The sequence below is a fragment of the Micromonospora sp. SCSIO 07396 genome (assembly GCF_053667945.1).
Map to the genome: position 1 here is coordinate 3,569,636 of NZ_CM132210.1, position 15,764 is coordinate 3,585,399.

General features: G+C 70.3%; 17 protein-coding genes and 1 tRNA gene. 8 read left to right on the forward strand and 10 right to left on the reverse strand.

Features of this window, described 5'->3' with window-relative positions; all coding sequences use genetic code 11:
* Position 1: 1 nt before the first annotated feature.
* The 3 genes from ACWCHM_RS15405 to ACWCHM_RS15415 form a co-directional block, all read right to left on the reverse strand.
* Complete coding sequence (locus tag ACWCHM_RS15405; protein WP_454222863.1) at positions 2-2,161, reverse strand: hypothetical protein; 2,160 nt, start codon at positions 2,159-2,161, stop codon at positions 2-4.
* Positions 2,162-2,216: 55 nt separating this feature from the next.
* Positions 2,217-2,344: transfer RNA gene (locus tag ACWCHM_RS15410), tRNA-OTHER, on the reverse strand.
* Between the two features lie 92 nt (positions 2,345-2,436).
* A complete protein-coding gene (locus ACWCHM_RS15415) occupies positions 2,437-3,702 on the reverse strand; it encodes an MFS transporter (protein WP_421488678.1) in 1,266 nt (421 codons plus the stop codon).
* A 313-nt stretch (positions 3,703-4,015) separates the two neighbouring features.
* Between ACWCHM_RS15415 and ACWCHM_RS15420 the strand changes: the two genes are divergently transcribed.
* From ACWCHM_RS15420 to ACWCHM_RS15430, 3 genes are read left to right on the forward strand one after another with little or no spacing between them, the layout of a single operon-like run.
* The gene (locus ACWCHM_RS15420) at positions 4,016-5,224 is read left to right on the forward strand and encodes an extracellular solute-binding protein (RefSeq protein ID WP_421488679.1); all 1,209 of its coding nucleotides are present in this window, start codon (positions 4,016-4,018) and stop codon (positions 5,222-5,224) included.
* Between the two features lie 25 nt (positions 5,225-5,249).
* On the forward strand, positions 5,250-5,618 hold the full coding sequence (locus ACWCHM_RS15425; protein WP_421488680.1) for a hypothetical protein: 369 nt from the start codon (positions 5,250-5,252) through the stop codon (positions 5,616-5,618).
* Entirely contained in the window at positions 5,615-5,803 is a 189-nt protein-coding gene (locus tag ACWCHM_RS15430) for a hypothetical protein (protein WP_454222864.1), read from the forward strand. The genes ACWCHM_RS15425 and ACWCHM_RS15430 overlap by 4 nt, the downstream gene beginning before the upstream one ends.
* Positions 5,804-6,040: 237 nt before the next feature.
* Here the strand turns inward: ACWCHM_RS15430 and ACWCHM_RS15435 are convergent, their stop codons facing one another.
* The 5 genes from ACWCHM_RS15435 to ACWCHM_RS15455 form a co-directional block, all read right to left on the reverse strand.
* Positions 6,041-7,480 carry an alpha/beta fold hydrolase gene (locus ACWCHM_RS15435; RefSeq protein WP_454222865.1) on the reverse strand — a complete coding sequence of 480 codons (1,440 nt, stop codon included), beginning with the start codon at positions 7,478-7,480 and terminating at the stop codon, positions 6,041-6,043.
* A 123-nt stretch (positions 7,481-7,603) separates the two neighbouring features.
* Positions 7,604-8,086 carry a hypothetical protein gene (locus ACWCHM_RS15440; RefSeq protein WP_454222866.1) on the reverse strand — a complete coding sequence of 161 codons (483 nt, stop codon included), beginning with the start codon at positions 8,084-8,086 and terminating at the stop codon, positions 7,604-7,606.
* On the reverse strand, positions 8,083-8,604 hold the full coding sequence (locus ACWCHM_RS15445) for a SigE family RNA polymerase sigma factor (RefSeq protein ID WP_421488683.1): 522 nt from the start codon (positions 8,602-8,604) through the stop codon (positions 8,083-8,085). The genes ACWCHM_RS15440 and ACWCHM_RS15445 overlap by 4 nt, the downstream gene beginning before the upstream one ends.
* Before the next feature lie 125 nt (positions 8,605-8,729).
* Positions 8,730-8,921, reverse strand: coding sequence for a hypothetical protein (locus tag ACWCHM_RS15450; RefSeq protein WP_421488684.1), 192 nt, complete (start codon positions 8,919-8,921; stop codon positions 8,730-8,732).
* A gap of 395 nt (positions 8,922-9,316) precedes the next feature.
* Positions 9,317-10,066: a siderophore-interacting protein gene (locus ACWCHM_RS15455; protein ID WP_281898549.1), complete on the reverse strand. Its 750-nt coding sequence runs from the start codon at positions 10,064-10,066 to the stop codon at positions 9,317-9,319.
* An 83-nt stretch (positions 10,067-10,149) separates the two neighbouring features.
* Here ACWCHM_RS15455 and ACWCHM_RS15460 point away from each other — a divergent pair, with 83 nt between their 5' ends.
* Entirely contained in the window at positions 10,150-10,731 is a 582-nt protein-coding gene (locus ACWCHM_RS15460; protein ID WP_421488685.1) for a TetR/AcrR family transcriptional regulator, read from the forward strand.
* 141 nt (positions 10,732-10,872) lie between these two features.
* Here ACWCHM_RS15460 and ACWCHM_RS15465 read toward each other — a convergent pair whose 3' ends face one another.
* Positions 10,873-11,493 (reverse strand): TetR/AcrR family transcriptional regulator, encoded by a 621-nt coding sequence (locus tag ACWCHM_RS15465; protein WP_454222867.1) that lies wholly within the window; start codon positions 11,491-11,493, stop codon positions 10,873-10,875.
* A gap of 117 nt (positions 11,494-11,610) precedes the next feature.
* Here ACWCHM_RS15465 and ACWCHM_RS15470 point away from each other — a divergent pair, with 117 nt between their 5' ends.
* A complete protein-coding gene (locus tag ACWCHM_RS15470; protein ID WP_454222868.1) occupies positions 11,611-12,396 on the forward strand; it encodes an SDR family NAD(P)-dependent oxidoreductase in 786 nt (261 codons plus the stop codon).
* Between the two features lie 255 nt (positions 12,397-12,651).
* Here the strand turns inward: ACWCHM_RS15470 and ACWCHM_RS15475 are convergent, their stop codons facing one another.
* Complete coding sequence (locus ACWCHM_RS15475; RefSeq protein ID WP_454222869.1) at positions 12,652-12,831, reverse strand: hypothetical protein; 180 nt, start codon at positions 12,829-12,831, stop codon at positions 12,652-12,654.
* An 866-nt stretch (positions 12,832-13,697) separates the two neighbouring features.
* On the opposite strand from ACWCHM_RS15475, the gene ACWCHM_RS15480 reads away from it, so the two are divergent.
* From ACWCHM_RS15480 to ACWCHM_RS15490, 3 genes are all read left to right on the forward strand, one after another.
* The gene (locus ACWCHM_RS15480) at positions 13,698-14,138 is read left to right on the forward strand and encodes a MarR family winged helix-turn-helix transcriptional regulator (RefSeq protein ID WP_454222870.1); all 441 of its coding nucleotides are present in this window, start codon (positions 13,698-13,700) and stop codon (positions 14,136-14,138) included.
* 84 nt (positions 14,139-14,222) lie between these two features.
* Positions 14,223-15,101: an NmrA/HSCARG family protein gene (locus ACWCHM_RS15485; RefSeq protein WP_454222871.1), complete on the forward strand. Its 879-nt coding sequence runs from the start codon at positions 14,223-14,225 to the stop codon at positions 15,099-15,101.
* 125 nt (positions 15,102-15,226) lie between these two features.
* Complete coding sequence (locus ACWCHM_RS15490) at positions 15,227-15,754, forward strand: DUF6244 family protein (protein WP_454222872.1); 528 nt, start codon at positions 15,227-15,229, stop codon at positions 15,752-15,754.
* The last annotated feature ends 10 nt before the right edge of the window (positions 15,755-15,764 follow it).

Genomic DNA, 15,764 nt, shown 5'->3' on the forward strand with positions numbered 1-15,764 from the left:
CCTACCGGGGGATCACCTCGTTGAGTCGCCCCAGGGTGATCGCCTCCGATCCGTCCGGCAGGTTCTCCGGCGCCTCGATGCCGACGAAGGTGACCGGCCCGTCCGGCAGCCGGCCGTCCCACACCGTCACCTCGGCCCGACCGCGCCACCTGTCGACCAGGTACGACACGGTGAGGTACCGCCGTTCCATCAGCGCCCGCACCCGGTCGGCCGTGGTGAACGTGTTCTCCTCCACCCGGTTGAACGACGGCCGTCCCGGCAGGTAGAGGTGCAGCCAGACCGCCTGCCAGCCACGCTCGTTCCTGGCGAACACCATCGGCAGCGCGACCCGGCCGTGGCCGCGTAGGTGCGACCGCGCCCGCACGGTCCGGGCGTCGAACGGCGCCCCGCCCTGGTCCCGCGCCCGGGTCTGGTATCCGAACATCGACTCGGCGACCTCGTCGAACGACTCGCCCGCGTAGATGTTGACCTGCGGAACCACGTAGCGTCCGCCGGCGGTCAGCGGCACGTCGATGAACTCGGTCGCCCCGTTACGCGCGTCGGTGACGTCGCCGGAGTGCACCACGCCGTCATGCCGGTAGTTCGTCCAGGACACCTGACCGGAGCTGTGGAAGTCGTCGTCGAGCAGCAGCACCGACAGGTCGTGGTCGGTGCGGCGGCTGGCCTGCCGCCAGTAGGTGAAGAACCGCAGCACCTCACCGGACACCGACGCCCGCGAGCCCCTCGGCATGACCGCGAAACCACCCTCGGTGGCCTTGCCGGACAGCGGCAGGGCGACGTCGAGCACCTGCGGATCCACCAGCAGCGGTCGGTGCCACTGCGGCAGCCGGGCGCTGATCTCGGCGTCGAGCAGCGACGACAGTTCGGCCACCAGCGCGGCCGGCAGCGCTGGCCGCTCGTCGGGGCCCACCCACGCGGTGCGGGAACGACTCGCGTACATCCGGGCCGAAGCGGGGGTCAGCCGGTTGTCGACGTGCTCCCGCAGCGAGAGCAGCACCCGGCCCGAGGCCGAGCCGAGCGCGCCGGTGACCGCGTCGACGACCGTGGCCCGCTCCGCCGCCGACGCCAACCGCAGCAGCCGGTCGGCAGACCGCAGGAGCAGGCCCGGTGCGGCCGACAGCACCGATGCGGCCGGGCCGACGGCACCGGCACGGATCGCCGCCTCGGCGCGGCCGGCGAGGTTGTGCACCCGCCGCTGGCCACGGGCGACCGTGAACACCTCCTGCGCGTGCGGCCACTGGCCGTACTCGTGGGGGTGCAGCCGTTCCCCGAGCCGCTTCCAGCGCTCCGCGTACCGGGCGACGTCACCGAGCCGGTCCGGGTGCGCGGCGACGACCTCGTTCAGCGCGGCCAACAGCATCCGCCGCTCCGGGCGTCGGAAGGCACGGAACCGGGTGGGTGCCGCCAGCGAGACGTCCCCGCCGGACACCTGGCAGGCGAGGCGCAGCACGTCGGTGGTCGTTTCCACGCCGACCAGCGGCCGGCCGAGGACGAGCCGGATCCCGTTGAGCACGGCACGGTTCTCCCGTACCGGGATCTCGGCCGGCTGCACGCCGTCGGCGCAGGCCACCGCCAGCTCACCGAGGATCGCGAGGTCGGCCTCGCCGTGCGGCGTCGGGCTGCCGGCCAGGGCCAGGTACAGCCGTGCCGCCTCCACCTCGGGGGCGTCACCGAGATGCAGCACGGTCAGCCGGTCACCGGCGGCGGTGACCAGCGTGTCGTGTGCGGCGAGCAACTGCGCGTAGGTGTGCTGGTAGATGCCGTAAGCCGGCAGGTCGAGCAGGTTCACCCCACCCGAGACGACGGCGTCGCGCAGCTGCGCGTCGGTCGCCGTGCCCCCGCCGGTGAGCACGGCGGCGCGCAGCCGGTCCACCCAGAACTCGACGGTGTCCGGCACGTCGTGCGGGAAACCGATGAAGTAGGCGTTGTGCTGGACGTGGTCGCCGACCAGCTCACGTACCGCCGAGACGACCGTGGCGGCGAGGTCCATCGCGGGCGCGGGGGCCAGCGCGCCGATGTGCTCCAGCAGGGCCCGCGACGCCGCGAACCCGACATCGAGCAGCGCCGCGTCCAGCTGCCGGGCCACCGGCGTGCCGTCACCGGCCGCAGCCGGGCCCGCCGGTACGCGCAGGGTCTTCTGGATGATCAGCTTTTCGATCACGTGCTCCTCCGTTTCCCTCGGTTCCGGTAGGTGGCGGCGCGCAGCCGTGGCACAGTGGGTCGCCGGGGATTCGAACCCCGAACCTTCCGATCCAACAAGGAGAAGGAAGCGCACCCATGGCCGCCGCAGCGGAGGGCGGACGCGCTACTCAGTCGGATGCTCTGCCAGTTGAGCTAGCGACCCAGATGTCGATCATCCATGAGCCGGGTCGACATGGCCACCGGGATTCGCGGTCACCGCCCGGGGCCGGCCGGGAGGTGCCGCGTCCACCCCGGCTACAGACCGGCGCGACGTAGGGTGGGGCGGGACAGGAACGCGGCGGTGGCGGTGACCGCGATCGCCGCGTGGACCAGCAGGGCCGTGGCGGGGCCGAGATGCGCGAACAGGACGCCGATCAGCAGGTTGCCCAGGGGAATCGCGGCGAACGCCACCAGCGCCAGCACCGCCAGCACCCTGCCCCGGTACTCCGGTTCACACCAGGTCTGCAGCAGCGACGTCCCCAGGCTCGCGGTCACGCCGAGCAGGGCGCCGAGCGCGACGAAGATCGCCACCACCGGGCCGAGGGAGGCCGCCGCCGCCAGTGCCGCGAGCAGCGCGGCCTGGGCCACGAGTGCCATCCCGAACACCGTCCCGGCGCTGCGGCGGGCGGGCACCGCGATCAGGGTGAGTGCTCCGGCTGCCGATCCGATGGCGAATCCGGTGAGGAGCAGTCCGGCACCGCTCTCGTCGAGGCCGCGCGCACGGGCGAACAGGGCCAGTCCGACGTTGAGCACCCCGGCGCAGCTCAGTTCGTTGAGAAACAGCACCAGCAGCAGCCAGCGCAGCTGGGCGTGCCGCCAGGCATACCGTAGGCCCGCCCGGACGCCGACCGTGCCCGGACCGCCCGGGCGGCCGCCGGTGGTGGCGGGCTGCTCCTGAGGCGTCGCGTACGGGCGGGTGAGGGCGACGGCGATCATCGAGCACCCGTACGACACGGCGTTGAGGAGCGCGACCAGTAGTCCTCCGCCGAGCGCGAGTGCGTACGCGCCAAGCGGCCCTCCTGCTGCCTGCCCGCCGCGCAGCGCCAGGGAGTAGAGGGCGTTGCCGCGGACGAGGTCGTCCCTGGCCAGGAGTTGGGGTCGCAGTGCGGCCGAGGCGGGGACGAAGAACGCGCCGGTGACCGACATCGCCCCGGCCGCCAGCAGCAGCACCCACCAGGGCCCCCCGACGAGCAGGGTGACGGCGGCAGCGATCATGACCAGGGCGGCGACCCCGTCGCTGAGGATGATCACTTTTCGGCGGCTGTGCCGGTCGGCGACGGCGCCTCCGTAGAGCAGCACGGCCAGCCGGGGCATGGTGGCCAGTGCCAACAGCAGCCCGGCCAGCCCCGGACTGACGGTGGTGGCCAACGTCCAGGACAGCGCGATGTACCAGGCGGCGTTGCCCAGCGAGGACAGGCCGGTCCCGGTGACGAAGGCGAGATAGTTGCCACCGAAGACACGGCCGGAACGTGGTGCGACCGGGCCGTCAGGTCCGGCGGTCACCGCGCTCGTCGATTCCATCAGCTCCCCCGTCGCCGTGCTGTGCGAGCCACCTCCGTGTGTCGTCCTGATCCCCTGCTTCCGGGACATCGAACCATGTTCCCGCCCGAATTTTCAGGTCCCCATGCGACAGCGCCTACCCAAGACTGCATATCCCACAGGGGAAAGTCGCGTCGACACAATTTTCCGGCCGGGGCGAGCGGAATCGGGTTTCCGACCGTACGGCCTCCACCGGGTGCCGCCGCCAGGCTCGTCATTCGTCAACGTCAAAGCGTAATGTGATGAATAACTCGTTGCGCGCAGGTGACCGTCCTGGATCGAAGGATTCCGCACCATGACCGAGCAGTACTCGCGGCGCTCCTTCCTCAGCGGGGTGCTGACCTGCGGCGCGCTGAGCGCCTCGGCGGTCTACCTGCTGCCCGGCGGGCACCGCCCACCGCCGGTCGAGCTTCGGCTCGCCACCGGCACCGACCCCACCGGTGCCCGGAAACTCCTGCTGGCCATGTGGAACCAGGCCAACCCCGACACCCCGGCCCGGCTGACCGACGAGATCGAGGGCGGATCCGGCGACGAACGCACCAGACTGTTGACCGCAGCCCGTAACGGCGGTGCCGACATCCTCAACCTGGACGTCGTCGACATTCCCGAGTTCGCGGCGCAGAAGCTGATCACCCCGATCCGGCTGGCCGACCGGAACTTCCTGACCTCGGTGAAGGACCTCCACCAGGTCGCGAACACCCCGGACAGCTACTGGGCCGTGCCACTGAACACCGATGTCGGCATGCTGTTCTGGCGCAACCCCGGGACCGAGGCCGGTCGGGTGAACCTGTCGGGCGTGCTCAGAACCGCCGGCGAAGACTCGTTCGTCGGTCAACTGAGCCCCAACTCGTCGAACTACAACGAGGGTTTCCTGGTCAACATCCTGGAGCACGCCCTGTCCGTGGAATCCGACCTCCTCAGCCCGACCGGGGAGATCCGGTTCGAGCTGAAACCCTGGCAGCGGGCGCTGCAACCACTGCAGGAGGCCATTGAGGCCGGGAAGGTCACCCGCTCCAGCGACGAGAACGCCAGCCTCGAAGAGTTCGTGGGGAAGAAGCCGACGTTCATGCGCAACTGGCCGGTGAAGTACCGCGAACTCCAGCTGCGGAAGGACCCTGACCTGCTGGCCGGGAAGATCCAGGTGCGCCCGCTGGCCTACGGGGTGCTCGGCGGCCAGAGTCTCGCGCTGGCGCGCACCTGCCCGCATCCCGAGCAGGCCACCCGGTTCATCAACTTCATGACCGGCACGGCGGCACAGAAGGTCCTCGCCGGACACGGCTTCGCCCCGACCCTCGCCGAGGCGTACAACGACACGAACCTCCGGGCGGTCATCCCGCACCTGGAAGCACTACGGGGTGCGGTGGAGAATGCCCGCCCCCGACCGATGCATCCGGGGTACCGCGCGTTCGCCGAGGTCTTCGTCGATCACACCGCCCGGCTGCTGGCCAACGAGTCCGGCCTGACCTCGGAATTCATCGCCGCCATGAAGGCGGCGCTCGCATGACCGCAGACGGTGTGGAGGAGGGTCCGTGAAGGTCGAGCCGTGGCAGGTGCCGATCCTGGTGATGACCGGCATCATCCTGGCGGAGCTGGCCACCAGGGTGATCCCGCGCCGCTGGACGGCGCACCTGGCCCGACAGCAGGTCCGCACCGTGGCGCTCGGCGGGCTGGCGGTCCTGGTCATCGTCGTCGGGGTGCTGGCGCTCGGCCCGGACCTCGCCGACCAGATCGCCAGCGTGGCGGCGGCCGTCGCCGGGCTGGTGGCGCTCTGGCTGACCTACCGGTCGTACCAGTTGCAGACCACCGCGACCCGGGACGCCGCGAACCCGGTCGGGGCAGCGCGGGACGCCTCCGAGCCGGAGGCCGCGGGCAGCACCGGTCAGCCGGCCGGTCGGTGAGGGCCACCTACGACGGCGGGCGTTCGGCTTCGACCGGCGGCGATGCGGCATACCTGTGCCACCGGATGCGGCGGTCCGGGCTGGCGGATCTCCTGCCGTCGCTGCTGGACACCCTCTGGGCGGGGCTGAGCGCGGCGCGCATGATGCTGACTCCCCGGATCGGTTCCACCCTCGTCGAGTGGTAGTGCGCACCCGACGATCGCACGCCGGGGGTCGTCGACTTCCCGATCTTCCCGCACCCGGGTCTCGAACCGGACAACGCCGTGGCGGATGCCGGGAGGTGGGCGGCCGAGATCGCGGGTCCCGCGTACGCGGTCGACGACCAGACGGCCATCACCGTGACCGACGGCACCGTCGAGGTCGTCTCCGAAGGACGGTGGAGGCGCTTCCCCTCGTCGTCTCGGCCGGTGTGACGAGCACGTTCAGCAGGCGGTGTCGTGCTCCGGCAGCTGCCCGTGCACCAGGTATGCGGTGACCGCGCCCGCCAGGCAAGTGTCGGCCGGACCGTTGAGCACCGGCGCATGGGTCCGCCTGTCCACGGTGACCAGCCGGGATCCGGTGATGGCCCGGGCGGTCGCGATCGAGTTGGCCGGTGGCACCGAGGCGTCGCGCAGTGCGGCGACGACGAGCGCCGCCGGTGCCCGGTTGCCGGCGAGCGGCGGCGTGTTGTCCCGGCTGACCGGCCAGAAGGCACAGGGGTTGAGGTTGGCGATCGACGGGCCGAAGACGGGATAGCGGGTGCCGAGGCGGGCCAGGTCGTGGCGGTAGGTCGCCGGGTCACGCGGCCACGCATTGTCGCCGCAGCGGAATGCCGTGTTGACCGCGGTGTGGTTGTCCGCCGGCACACCCGGGGTGCCGGGCAGCGGGGCCGGTCGCGGGTCGAGGGGGATCGGTGGCGGGCGGTGCGCGAGGATGGCGGCGAGGTCGGTCGCGACCACCGGCCACAGGTGCTCGAAGTACGTCGCGATGACCGTCAGGGAGCCCAGCTCACCGGCGGTCCAGGCGTGGTCTCCGGCCACGATCGGCTCGGTCGCCGCCCCGGCGAGGGCCCGGCTGAGGGTGTCCGCGACCTCGGTCGGCGTCGCGCCGAGTCCGAACGTTGCGCTGTTGTCGGCGAGGTACCCGGTGAAGGCGGCGTAGTTCTCCTCGAAGGCCGGGATCCGTGCCAGCTCGTACCGACGCCAGGCGAGGTCGTAGTTGACCGGGCTGTCCAGCACGAACCGGTCCGCCCGACGCGGGAACAGGATGCCGTACGCGACGCCGAGCAACGCCGCGTACGAACCCCCAAGGAAGGACAGTTTCCGCTCGCCGAGCGCTGTCCGGATGGTGTCCATGTCACGGGCGGCCTGTGCGGTCGTGGCGAACGGCAGCGCCCAGCCGGCGTGCCGGGCACAGGCGCGGGCGTACGCGCGGGCCTGCGCGGCGGTGTCCGCCAGGGACTGGTACGTCGCGGTGCGCACCCAGTAGCCGCCCGGTTCCTCCTCCGGCTGGCCGCAGGTGATCGGGGTGCTGCGTTCGACGAAGCGCATGTCGAACCCGACGATGTCGTAGCGGGCGAGCACCGCGGGATCGACGACGGCGGCGAGGTTCAGCGGCTCGGGGACGCCGGCACCGCCCGGCCCGCCACCGGTGGTGACCAGTACGCCGCGGCGCAGCGCCGGGTCGGTCGCGGGGAGCCGGGAGATCGTGATGTCGATCGTCGGGCCGGCCGGCCGCGCGTGGTCGAGCGGTACCTGGACGGTGGCGCAGCGCAGGCGGCTGTCGTCGACACCGGGGCAGGAACGCCAGGCGAGGGTCGCCCCGCTGGCCGGCGCGGCCGGGGTGACGGCCACGGTGAGGAAGGCGACCACCACAGCGGCCATCGCACGCATACACGTCCCCCGACAGTCGATCCGCACAGGTCTATGTCGGACACGGTAGGGCGGGTGGTCCCCGCGTCACAACGTGGTTTCTCGACACCGCTCCCCGGTCCTGCGGACGGGCGGTCAGGAGGTGCAGAACGGTGCCGGCATGGTCAGGCCGAGCTCTTCACAGTCCCATTCGGTGCCCTGCTCCTGGTACCGCCAACCCGCGTCGGCCGTGTAGTGGAACAGGTAGCGGACGTTGCCGCCGGCCGGGCGCTTCACCTCCACTGCCGCCCACGTCTGCGCGCACTGCACGTCGGCGGACGCGAAGGACCAGTCCTTGGGCAGCTCGACCAGGTCCCCGAGGGTTTCGACAGTCGGACAGTCGGGTTGCCCGGGGGTGGTTGCGGGAGACGCCGACCGGTCGGGCCAGTGGTCGACGGCGAAGGCGACCGTACCGCCGACGGCGAACACCCGCGTCAGGGCTGCGACGCCCGTGGTGACGGCCGCCCGCCGTTGCAACTGCCGCGACCTGCGCAGGGTCCCCTCGTACAGGTCGGCGCTGCCGCCGTGCTCGCTCAGCTCGGACATGGCCTGACGCAGCGGCCCGAGGTTGTCGGTCATCCGGCCTCCTCCATCACGGCCGAGAGCAACTCGGGCGCCACCTCCCGCCTGCGGGCCAGTGCCTTGCTGGTCTGACTCTTGATCGTGCCGACCGAGCACTGCAACAGCTGCGCGGCCTCGGCCTCGCTGGGGTCCTCGAAGTAGCGGATCACCAGCACCGCGCGTTGCCGCTGGGTGAGCTGGGCGAGCGCCTGGTGCAGGGCGAGCTTGAGGTCGGTACGGCCGGCGTGGTCACTGCCGGGCTGAGCCACGTCGGCCAGCTCCCCGGGCAGGGACTCGGCCACTCTGCGTCGCCGCCACCAGCTCACCTGCTGGTGGTACATCGCGGTACGGGTGTACGCCTCGAAGTGTCCCGGATCGTGCAGCCGTCGCCGGCCCCGGTGGGTGCGGGCGAGTGCGTCCTGCACCAGGTCCTCGGCAAGGTGCCGGTCGCCGGTCAGCAGGAACGCCGTTCGGAGCAGGGCCGGCGAGCGGGTCCGGACGAACTCCCGGAACTGGTCGTCGATCGAGTCCGCCATGCCCGCTCGCATCCCCCGACGTACCGGCACAGGTTGTCAGGGCGCGACGGCGTCGGTGCGGCCGGCTGACTGTGGCGCACACCGTAGCCAGTGTGCGCCACAGCGCGCAAACCCGGTCCCTGCGGTCAGCCGGAGATGCAGAACGGCGCCGGCTCGTCGAGGCCGAGGTCCGTGCAGTCGTATCCGCTGCCCTCGCCGTAGTACTTCCAGCCCGTACCGGCCGTGTAGTGGAACAGGTAGACGCCGTCACCGGTCTTCGGGCCCTGCGGGACGGCCCCCGCCCAGCCCTTCACGCACTCGACCTTGCCGAAGGTCATGCCCTTCGGCAGCTCGATCAGCTTCTGCAGGTCCGTCCCCGAGGGACAGTCAGCGCTCGTGACACCCCCGGCGGCGTCCGCCGGGGCGGATGCGGCCGGGGCGGATGCGGTCGCGTTGGGGCTGGCTGCCGTCGGGGTGGTCGAGGTGGGAGAGGCAGAGGCGCCGGCCCCGGGTGCCTCCGTGGTGGAACAGGCGGCAAGTACGAACAGGACGGTGGCGGCAGGAAGCAGCAGAAGGCGACGTGCAGACATTTCCGGACCCCTATGGATCGTGGCGATCGTTGCTGACATCCGGGTACATGCGATCCACCGCCCGGAGGTTGCCGTCACCCGGAACTTTTTCTCGGCGGGGTGTCGGTGTAGGTGAGCCGACGTTGAGGGTTCACGGAACGGCGCTAATCCATTCCCTTGCGTCCCGGGGTCCAGAACGGCTTGGTGATCACGTTGCGGCGCGGCCAGTTCCGCTCCTTGACCAGGTGGTGGCGGATCAGCTGGATCGTCCGGGCTTCCCCGGCCAGGTAGGCGCGGCCGGGCTCGGCGGGTAGCTCCAGTCCTCGGACGGCCTCGACCAGCGTCTGCGAGGAAGCCGCGGACCGACCCCGGCGGTAGCTCCACTCCAGGTCCCTGCCCCTCTTCGGGTCCGGGTGCCCGCTGTGGGAGTCGATCAGGTTCAGCCGCTCGTCCGGGGAGTCGATCTCGAACCGGCCAAAGACCCGGGCGTCGGCCGGCAGTGCGCGCAGCATCGGACCGTAGGCGGCCTGCGCGGTCTCCTCCCCGGCGAAGAGGTGGTACGACGCCGGGGCGGTGACGAAGGTGCCCTGGGGTTTCATCAGCATCAGCTCGTCGCCGGGCCGGGTGGTGCGTGCCCACTCGGCACCGGGGCCGTCCCCGTGGTCGAAGACGACCAGCTCCATGGTCTGGTCCTGGTAGCTCCACACCGTGTAGGTGCGCAGGGTGCCGACCAGCCAGTCGACGGCCGCCGGCCCCGGGGCGAGTTGCAGGCGTACGTGCTGGCCGGGCAGCCAGTCGAGACCCGCCAGATCGGGCCCGGTCAGGGTGACCAGCCGTAGGCGGGGGCCCAGCGGCTCGACCGCGTGAACCCGGGCGGCGACCAGCAGGCGGTCGAGCAGGCGACTCTTCACCATCGGTCCTCACCATCGGAGTCGAGACTGTTCCTTGCCGATCGGCAAGGCGAAACCTGCCGTTCGGCAAGTTATACCCTGTGGCGGTGACCGCCGCCAGCCCCACTGCCGAGCCGATGCGGGAGCGCATCGTGGACGTCGCCGTCGAGCTGTTCGCCCGCCAGGGCTACCAGGGCACGTCGCTGCGGCACATCGCGGAGCGGCTCGGCGTCAGCAAAGCGGCGGTGTACCACCACTTCCACGCCAAGGACGACATCGCCCGCACGGTCATCGGCCGGGCCCTCGACGTGCTCACCGAGGCGTCCGACCGGCTGGTGGTGGCCGGCAGCGACCCGGGCGCCTGGCAGCGGGCCCTGCCGCAGATCATCGACATCGCCCTGCGGCACCGGCAGATGCTCGTGGTCCTCGAACGCAACGAGGACGTCTTCCACGCGCTGTTCGCCAACGACCCCGAGGTCGGTGCCCGGCTGGCGGCACAGAACACGAAGCTGTCGGCACTCTTCGCCGACCCGGCGCTCGACCCGAAGGTGAGGGTCCGGCTCGGCAGCACCCTGGGCGCGATCTTCGGCCCCCTGGTGATGCTGTCGGACCACTATCAGGACATGCCAGCCGACCAGTTGCGCGAGCAACTGATGGAGGTCATCAAGGTGCTGCTGGACGGCCTGTGACCCGGCCAAGGCCCCTTCAGGTTTCCCTACGGGCACTCCCGTGACCGTGCGTCCGATATGGCGGATGCCCCTGTGGTTGATGCCCCACACCCTCCAGGGCGTCCTAGGACATTGGCTTCACGATGACGCCTCCGGTCGCGGTCAGGGCTGATACCTGGCGCACATGGTGCTGACCGCTTCCCGTACCGCTTGTTCGATCGCGGTCCGCTGCGGTGCCCAGTCGGTGAGCAGGAGCGTTGGCCAGAAGACGAAGTTGGAGATCATCCCGAGGAACTGGGTGGCCGCGAGATCAGGGTCGTCGACTTTCGCCGAGCCGGCCCTGTCGGCGGCGGTGAGGTAGCGGCTGACCGACTCGAAGTAGGGCATCTTTCCTCGGCTGAACTGCGCCTCGCCGAGCTCGGGAAAACGCGGTAGCTCCGCGATGACGATGCGGAACAGCGCGGTCATCCCCGGGCGGGTGAGCAGTTCGACGTACCGGTGACCGATCGTGGTCAGACCGGCCTCCAGGTCCTCGGCCGACGGCTCCGGTGCGTGGGCCTCCTCGACCTGCCAGGACTCGGTCACGATCGCGTCGAAGAGCGCCGCCTTCGTGGGGAACTGCTTGAAGAGCGTGGCCTTGGAGACCCCGGCCGCCTCCGCGATCCTGGCAAGGGAGGTTCCGTCGTAGCCGGCGGTCAGAAACAGGCCGGTGGCGGCCTTGAGGATGGCTGCGCGCTTCTCTTCGGCGACGCGTCTGTGGTACGCCGACGGCTCGGTGCTCATGGAGCACAGTATGCCCGATGGCGAGGTGAGTCACTTGACTCATCACTTCGCCGGGCATAGTCTCGGGTGGTGAGGTGAGTCGGTCAGCTCACCAAGGCCACTTTCGAAGGACACGTCATGTCACGTTTCACCAATCAGACCGTACTGGTCACCGGCGGCACCGGAGGACTCGGCGAAAGCCACGTCCGGAGCTACCACGCCGAGGGCGCGAACGTCGTCATCGGCAGTACGGCGGGAAGCCTGAGCAAGGCCACCAAACTCGCTGCGGAACTGGGCGGACGGGCCCTCGCGGTCCGCCTGGACGTCGCCCGTGAAGACGACTGGACAACCGCCGTCGCGGCAGCCGAGCACACCTTCGGCACGCTGACGATCCTGGTGAACAACGCGGGTGTCCAGAACCCCGCCACCACGATCGAGTCCACCGACCGCGCCCTCTGGGACCGCACCTTCGCGATCAACGTGACCGGGCAGTACCTCGGCGTCAAAGCCGTCACCCCCGCAATGCGACGGGCCGGCGGCGGCGTGATCGTCAACATCGGCTCGACGATGGCGTACGGCGGCACCGCCCGCTACGCCTCCTACGTCGCGAGCAAATGGGCGATCAGGGGCCTGACCCTGAGCGCCGCACTCGAACTGGGTCGGGACAACATCCGGGTGAACGCCATCCACCCCGGAGTCGTCTCGACCGCCCTCATCCACGAACCAGCCGCACCCGGCGAACGGCCGATCTCCGACTTCTACGACCCGGGGCCCTTCGCGATCCCGCGCCTCGGCGCACCCGCCGACGTCAGCGCAGCACTGCTCTACCTCACCTCACCGGACGCGTCGTTCGCGACCGGGACCGAACTCGTACTCGACGGCGGCCTGCTGCTGGGTCCCGCCCTCCCGGTCGGCGTCGCCTGACAAGCGATGCACTCCCTGACCCGCGACCGGGCCGCCGAGCACGGCCCGGCCGGCGTGTGCGTCTACGCGGTCGCGCCCGGCCCGGTCTGAACCAGCGCCCCCGTCGGGTATCTCGACGGGTACGTCCCCCTCATCCCGCTGCGCCGCGTCGCCCAGCCGGAGGACGTCACCGAGGTGATCGCCTTCCTGGCTTCACCGCGGTCGAGCCCGCGAAGGCCGGGGTCGACCACCTCACCGAAGAACCGACACACGACATCAACCGATGCCGTCGACCGCCGCCCGGAGCGCGTTGATCGACGGATCCCAGGTGAAGTTCAGCACGGGCAGGCCGGCGGCGGCGGCGTTGCTGTCGCCACCGAGGACCACCGCCCGCAGCTTGGCGGTGCCCTGCGGGACGACGAGATACCAGCTGCCCCGCACGTTCGCGATGAACACTTCATCAACCTCCTGGTCCGGTGGGTTCGGGTCGGTGGCGTGTCCCCGACATGGCTCTCGAAGTCGACGGTCGCGCCGAAGATGCCACTTGTTCCGATCCGGGAAAATAGGACATGTGCAGCACGACCTAACATTGCAGCAATTGACGTACATCAAATAACTTAGTTAAGATGCTGCCATTATCGGAGACAGGGACACCTGATTCGGCCGCACCCTGGAGGTAGAGTTGACACAACCTGCGAAACGACTTCTCGCACTCCTGGTCGCGACACTTGCCATTCTGGCGACCAGCCTGACCCCTGCGTCCCCGGCAGCAGCCGCCCCCATAATCACCGGGCACAGCTGCCCATCCGGACAGGGGGAATACTACTGCCTCGTATCCCCCAGTGGCACTGTCGGACCCGTTACCTACACCTGGTACAGAGACGGCCACATGCTACCCATCGACCCCTACTCGAATCAATACTTTGATTATTGCCACATCGGACAGTCTGTGACGAGCCGCGTGGTGGTGACTGATTCCACCGGCTCCACCAGCTCTGTGGTCGGCTTCGTCTGCCAAGCGAATTGGGATTGACAGCGTTGTTCACGAGATACGATCCGGTGTTGCGGTTTACGGGTTCGTGGCAAGGCCGGGCCCCGGCAATGTCGTGAAGGCGTCCGGCTCGATGCGATTGGTGTAGGCGCGTCGTGGCGGTGGGGTTCGCGTGCGCCCGCCCGCGAACCGCTCCGACCAGGTGAACCGCAAGGTGGTGGTGCAGGCGCGCCGGCCGGTCTCGTGGAGGTGTGCATCCCCGGTGAGTGGCGTGGTCTGCCGGCCCGCGACGGGTAGGCTGGCCGTTCGTCATCGGACGAGGGAGGCCGGCGTGGGCTATGGCGACAAGCTCTTCTGGCTCTCGGTGGTGATCCAACGCAAGTACGCGCAGATCTGCGCCGAGTTCGACCTGACCCCCGCACAGGCCACCCTGCTCTGCGCAGTCCGGAACGAGCCGCGGCAGATGGCGGACCTCGCCGCGTCGTTGGGGATGACCAAGAACGCGTTGAGCCAGTTGGTCGATCGCACCGCGCGGCGCGAGTTGGTCGGCCGGGCGAGTTCGGCGCAGGACCGACGGGTCGTCATGCTCAGCGCGACGCCCACAGGGAAGGTCCTCGCCGAGGCCTTCTACGCCCAGGTGGTCGAGCGTCTGCCCGAGATCGCGAGGAACCTCGACACCGACGACCAGCGCGACTTCGAGCGCTTGGCCACCGCCGTCGTGGACACCTCGGACCTCTCCTCGACCGCGGCGAACCCACCAGCCACGCGGTGAGGTCCCGGCACCCGACACCTTGACGTTGTTCATGCCATGAACTAGTTTCGTTCATGGCATGAACTAGTGAGGGGTGGCAGAGCGATGACCGGCACGATTGCAGTCTTCGGCGCGACGGGGCAACAGGGCGGGGCGGTGGTCGACGCGCTGCTGGACCACAGGGCGCAGGTGCGGGCTCTGGTCCGCAACCCGCAGTCCGACCGGGCTCAGGCGCTGGCCGCCCGCGGCGTCGAACTGTCGGCCACCCGGGCCGACGACCCGGCGTCGCTGGCCGCCGCGCTGGCGACGGTCGAGGGGTTCTACTTCATGACCCCGGAGGCGAACAGCCTCGAAGAGGTCGAGGCGGAGGTCCGCATCGGTAAGGCGCTCGTCGACGCGGCGGTCGAGGCGGGCGTCCCGCACGTCGTGTTCAACTCGGTCTACGGAGCGGACCGGGAGTCGGGCGTGCCGCACCACGACTCGAAGCACCGGATCGAGGAGCACCTGAGAACCTCCGGCCTGCGGGCCTCGATGGTTCGCCCGACCGCCTTCATGGAGAACTTCGCGAGCGTGATGGCACCGAGCCTGGAGCACGGGGAGATCGTGCTGAGGATGCCACTGCCCGAGGACGTCGCCCTGAAGATGATCTCGATCAGGGACATCGGCCGGGTCGCCGCCGCGCTCCTGCTCGACACCGCGCAGGTGCCCGGCGGAGCCGTCGAACTCGTCGGCGACGAGCTGACGGGCCCCCGGATCGCCGCGGCGTTCGGCGCGCACGCCGGGCTCCCGGCGCGGTACGAGGCCCTCCCGTTGAGCGTGCTTCCCAACGAGCTCGACCAGGCGATGTTCCGCCAGTTCGCGGAGGCGGCGGAACACCCTTCGGACCGCGCGGTGGTGCGCTCGATCGAGCCGGCCGCCCTGGACCTGGTCGGGTGGATCCGAGCCACCGGCTGGACCGCGCCGGCCAACGTGGCGGGTTCCTGAGCCCCCGGCACCCGCCACGGCCGGTCGACCGGGTCAGGCATCTGCCGCTGTCTCTGGTGACCCTGGAGTGTCTTCGGTAGCGTCAGGTGCACGGTTCGCCGTCATCGATTGGGGACGTCACCCACGTGTCACACATTGAGAAGATCACCGGTGAGCTCAAGACCCTGATGGCGGGCGTCGAGCGGGCGCAGGGGCTGACCGCCGCCGCCGACCGGCAGGCGCAGGAGGTGGCGATGCGTGCCGCCAGCGCCGGCTTCCTCGCTGTCGCGGCGGGCGTGGCCCGGGTGCGGAGCGCCCTTTCCGATGTTCAGGGCGGCCTGGGGCGGCTCGGGGGGTCGATCGGTGAGGCGACGAAGGCCGTCGCCGCCGTACCCCAGCAGGCCACCCCGCAGGAGACGATCGCCGCACTGACGCCGGTGCAGAGCGCCGTCGGCGGCGCCCGCGACGCGGCCGGCGGTGCCATCACCCGGATCGGTGAGACCCAGCAGCTCGTCACCACGATCCTCCAGGGCGGCCAACCCGGACCACTGCTCCAGGCCCTGGACGGCATCAAGCAGGTGCTGATGCAGGTCGTCACCCGCACGAGCGGCGCACGGCAGGCCGTCGAAGCGGCGATCGCCGAAGCACAGCGGGTGGGATCAGCGGGAAACTGACCGGGCTGAA

What these genes read in the sequence shown, in the direction of transcription:
- ACWCHM_RS15440 (WP_454222866.1), bottom strand. Translation starts at nt 8,086, where the DNA reads ATGACCGACAACCTCGGGCCGCTGCGTCAGGCCATGTCCGAGCTGAGC.
- ACWCHM_RS15435 (WP_454222865.1), bottom strand. Translation starts at nt 7,480, where the DNA reads ATGGCCGCTGTGGTGGTCGCCTTCCTCACCGTGGCCGTCACCCCGGCC.
- ACWCHM_RS15445 (WP_421488683.1), bottom strand. Translation starts at nt 8,604, where the DNA reads ATGGCGGACTCGATCGACGACCAGTTCCGGGAGTTCGTCCGGACCCGC.
- ACWCHM_RS15485 (WP_454222871.1), top strand. Translation starts at nt 14,223, where the DNA reads ATGACCGGCACGATTGCAGTCTTCGGCGCGACGGGGCAACAGGGCGGG.
- ACWCHM_RS15420 (WP_421488679.1), top strand. Translation starts at nt 4,016, where the DNA reads ATGACCGAGCAGTACTCGCGGCGCTCCTTCCTCAGCGGGGTGCTGACC.
- ACWCHM_RS15465 (WP_454222867.1), bottom strand. Translation starts at nt 11,493, where the DNA reads ATGAGCACCGAGCCGTCGGCGTACCACAGACGCGTCGCCGAAGAGAAG.
- ACWCHM_RS15450 (WP_421488684.1), bottom strand. Translation starts at nt 8,921, where the DNA reads ATGACCTTCGGCAAGGTCGAGTGCGTGAAGGGCTGGGCGGGGGCCGTC.
- ACWCHM_RS15455 (WP_281898549.1), bottom strand. Translation starts at nt 10,066, where the DNA reads ATGGTGAAGAGTCGCCTGCTCGACCGCCTGCTGGTCGCCGCCCGGGTT.
- ACWCHM_RS15415 (WP_421488678.1), bottom strand. Translation starts at nt 3,702, where the DNA reads ATGGAATCGACGAGCGCGGTGACCGCCGGACCTGACGGCCCGGTCGCA.
- ACWCHM_RS15470 (WP_454222868.1), top strand. Translation starts at nt 11,611, where the DNA reads ATGTCACGTTTCACCAATCAGACCGTACTGGTCACCGGCGGCACCGGA.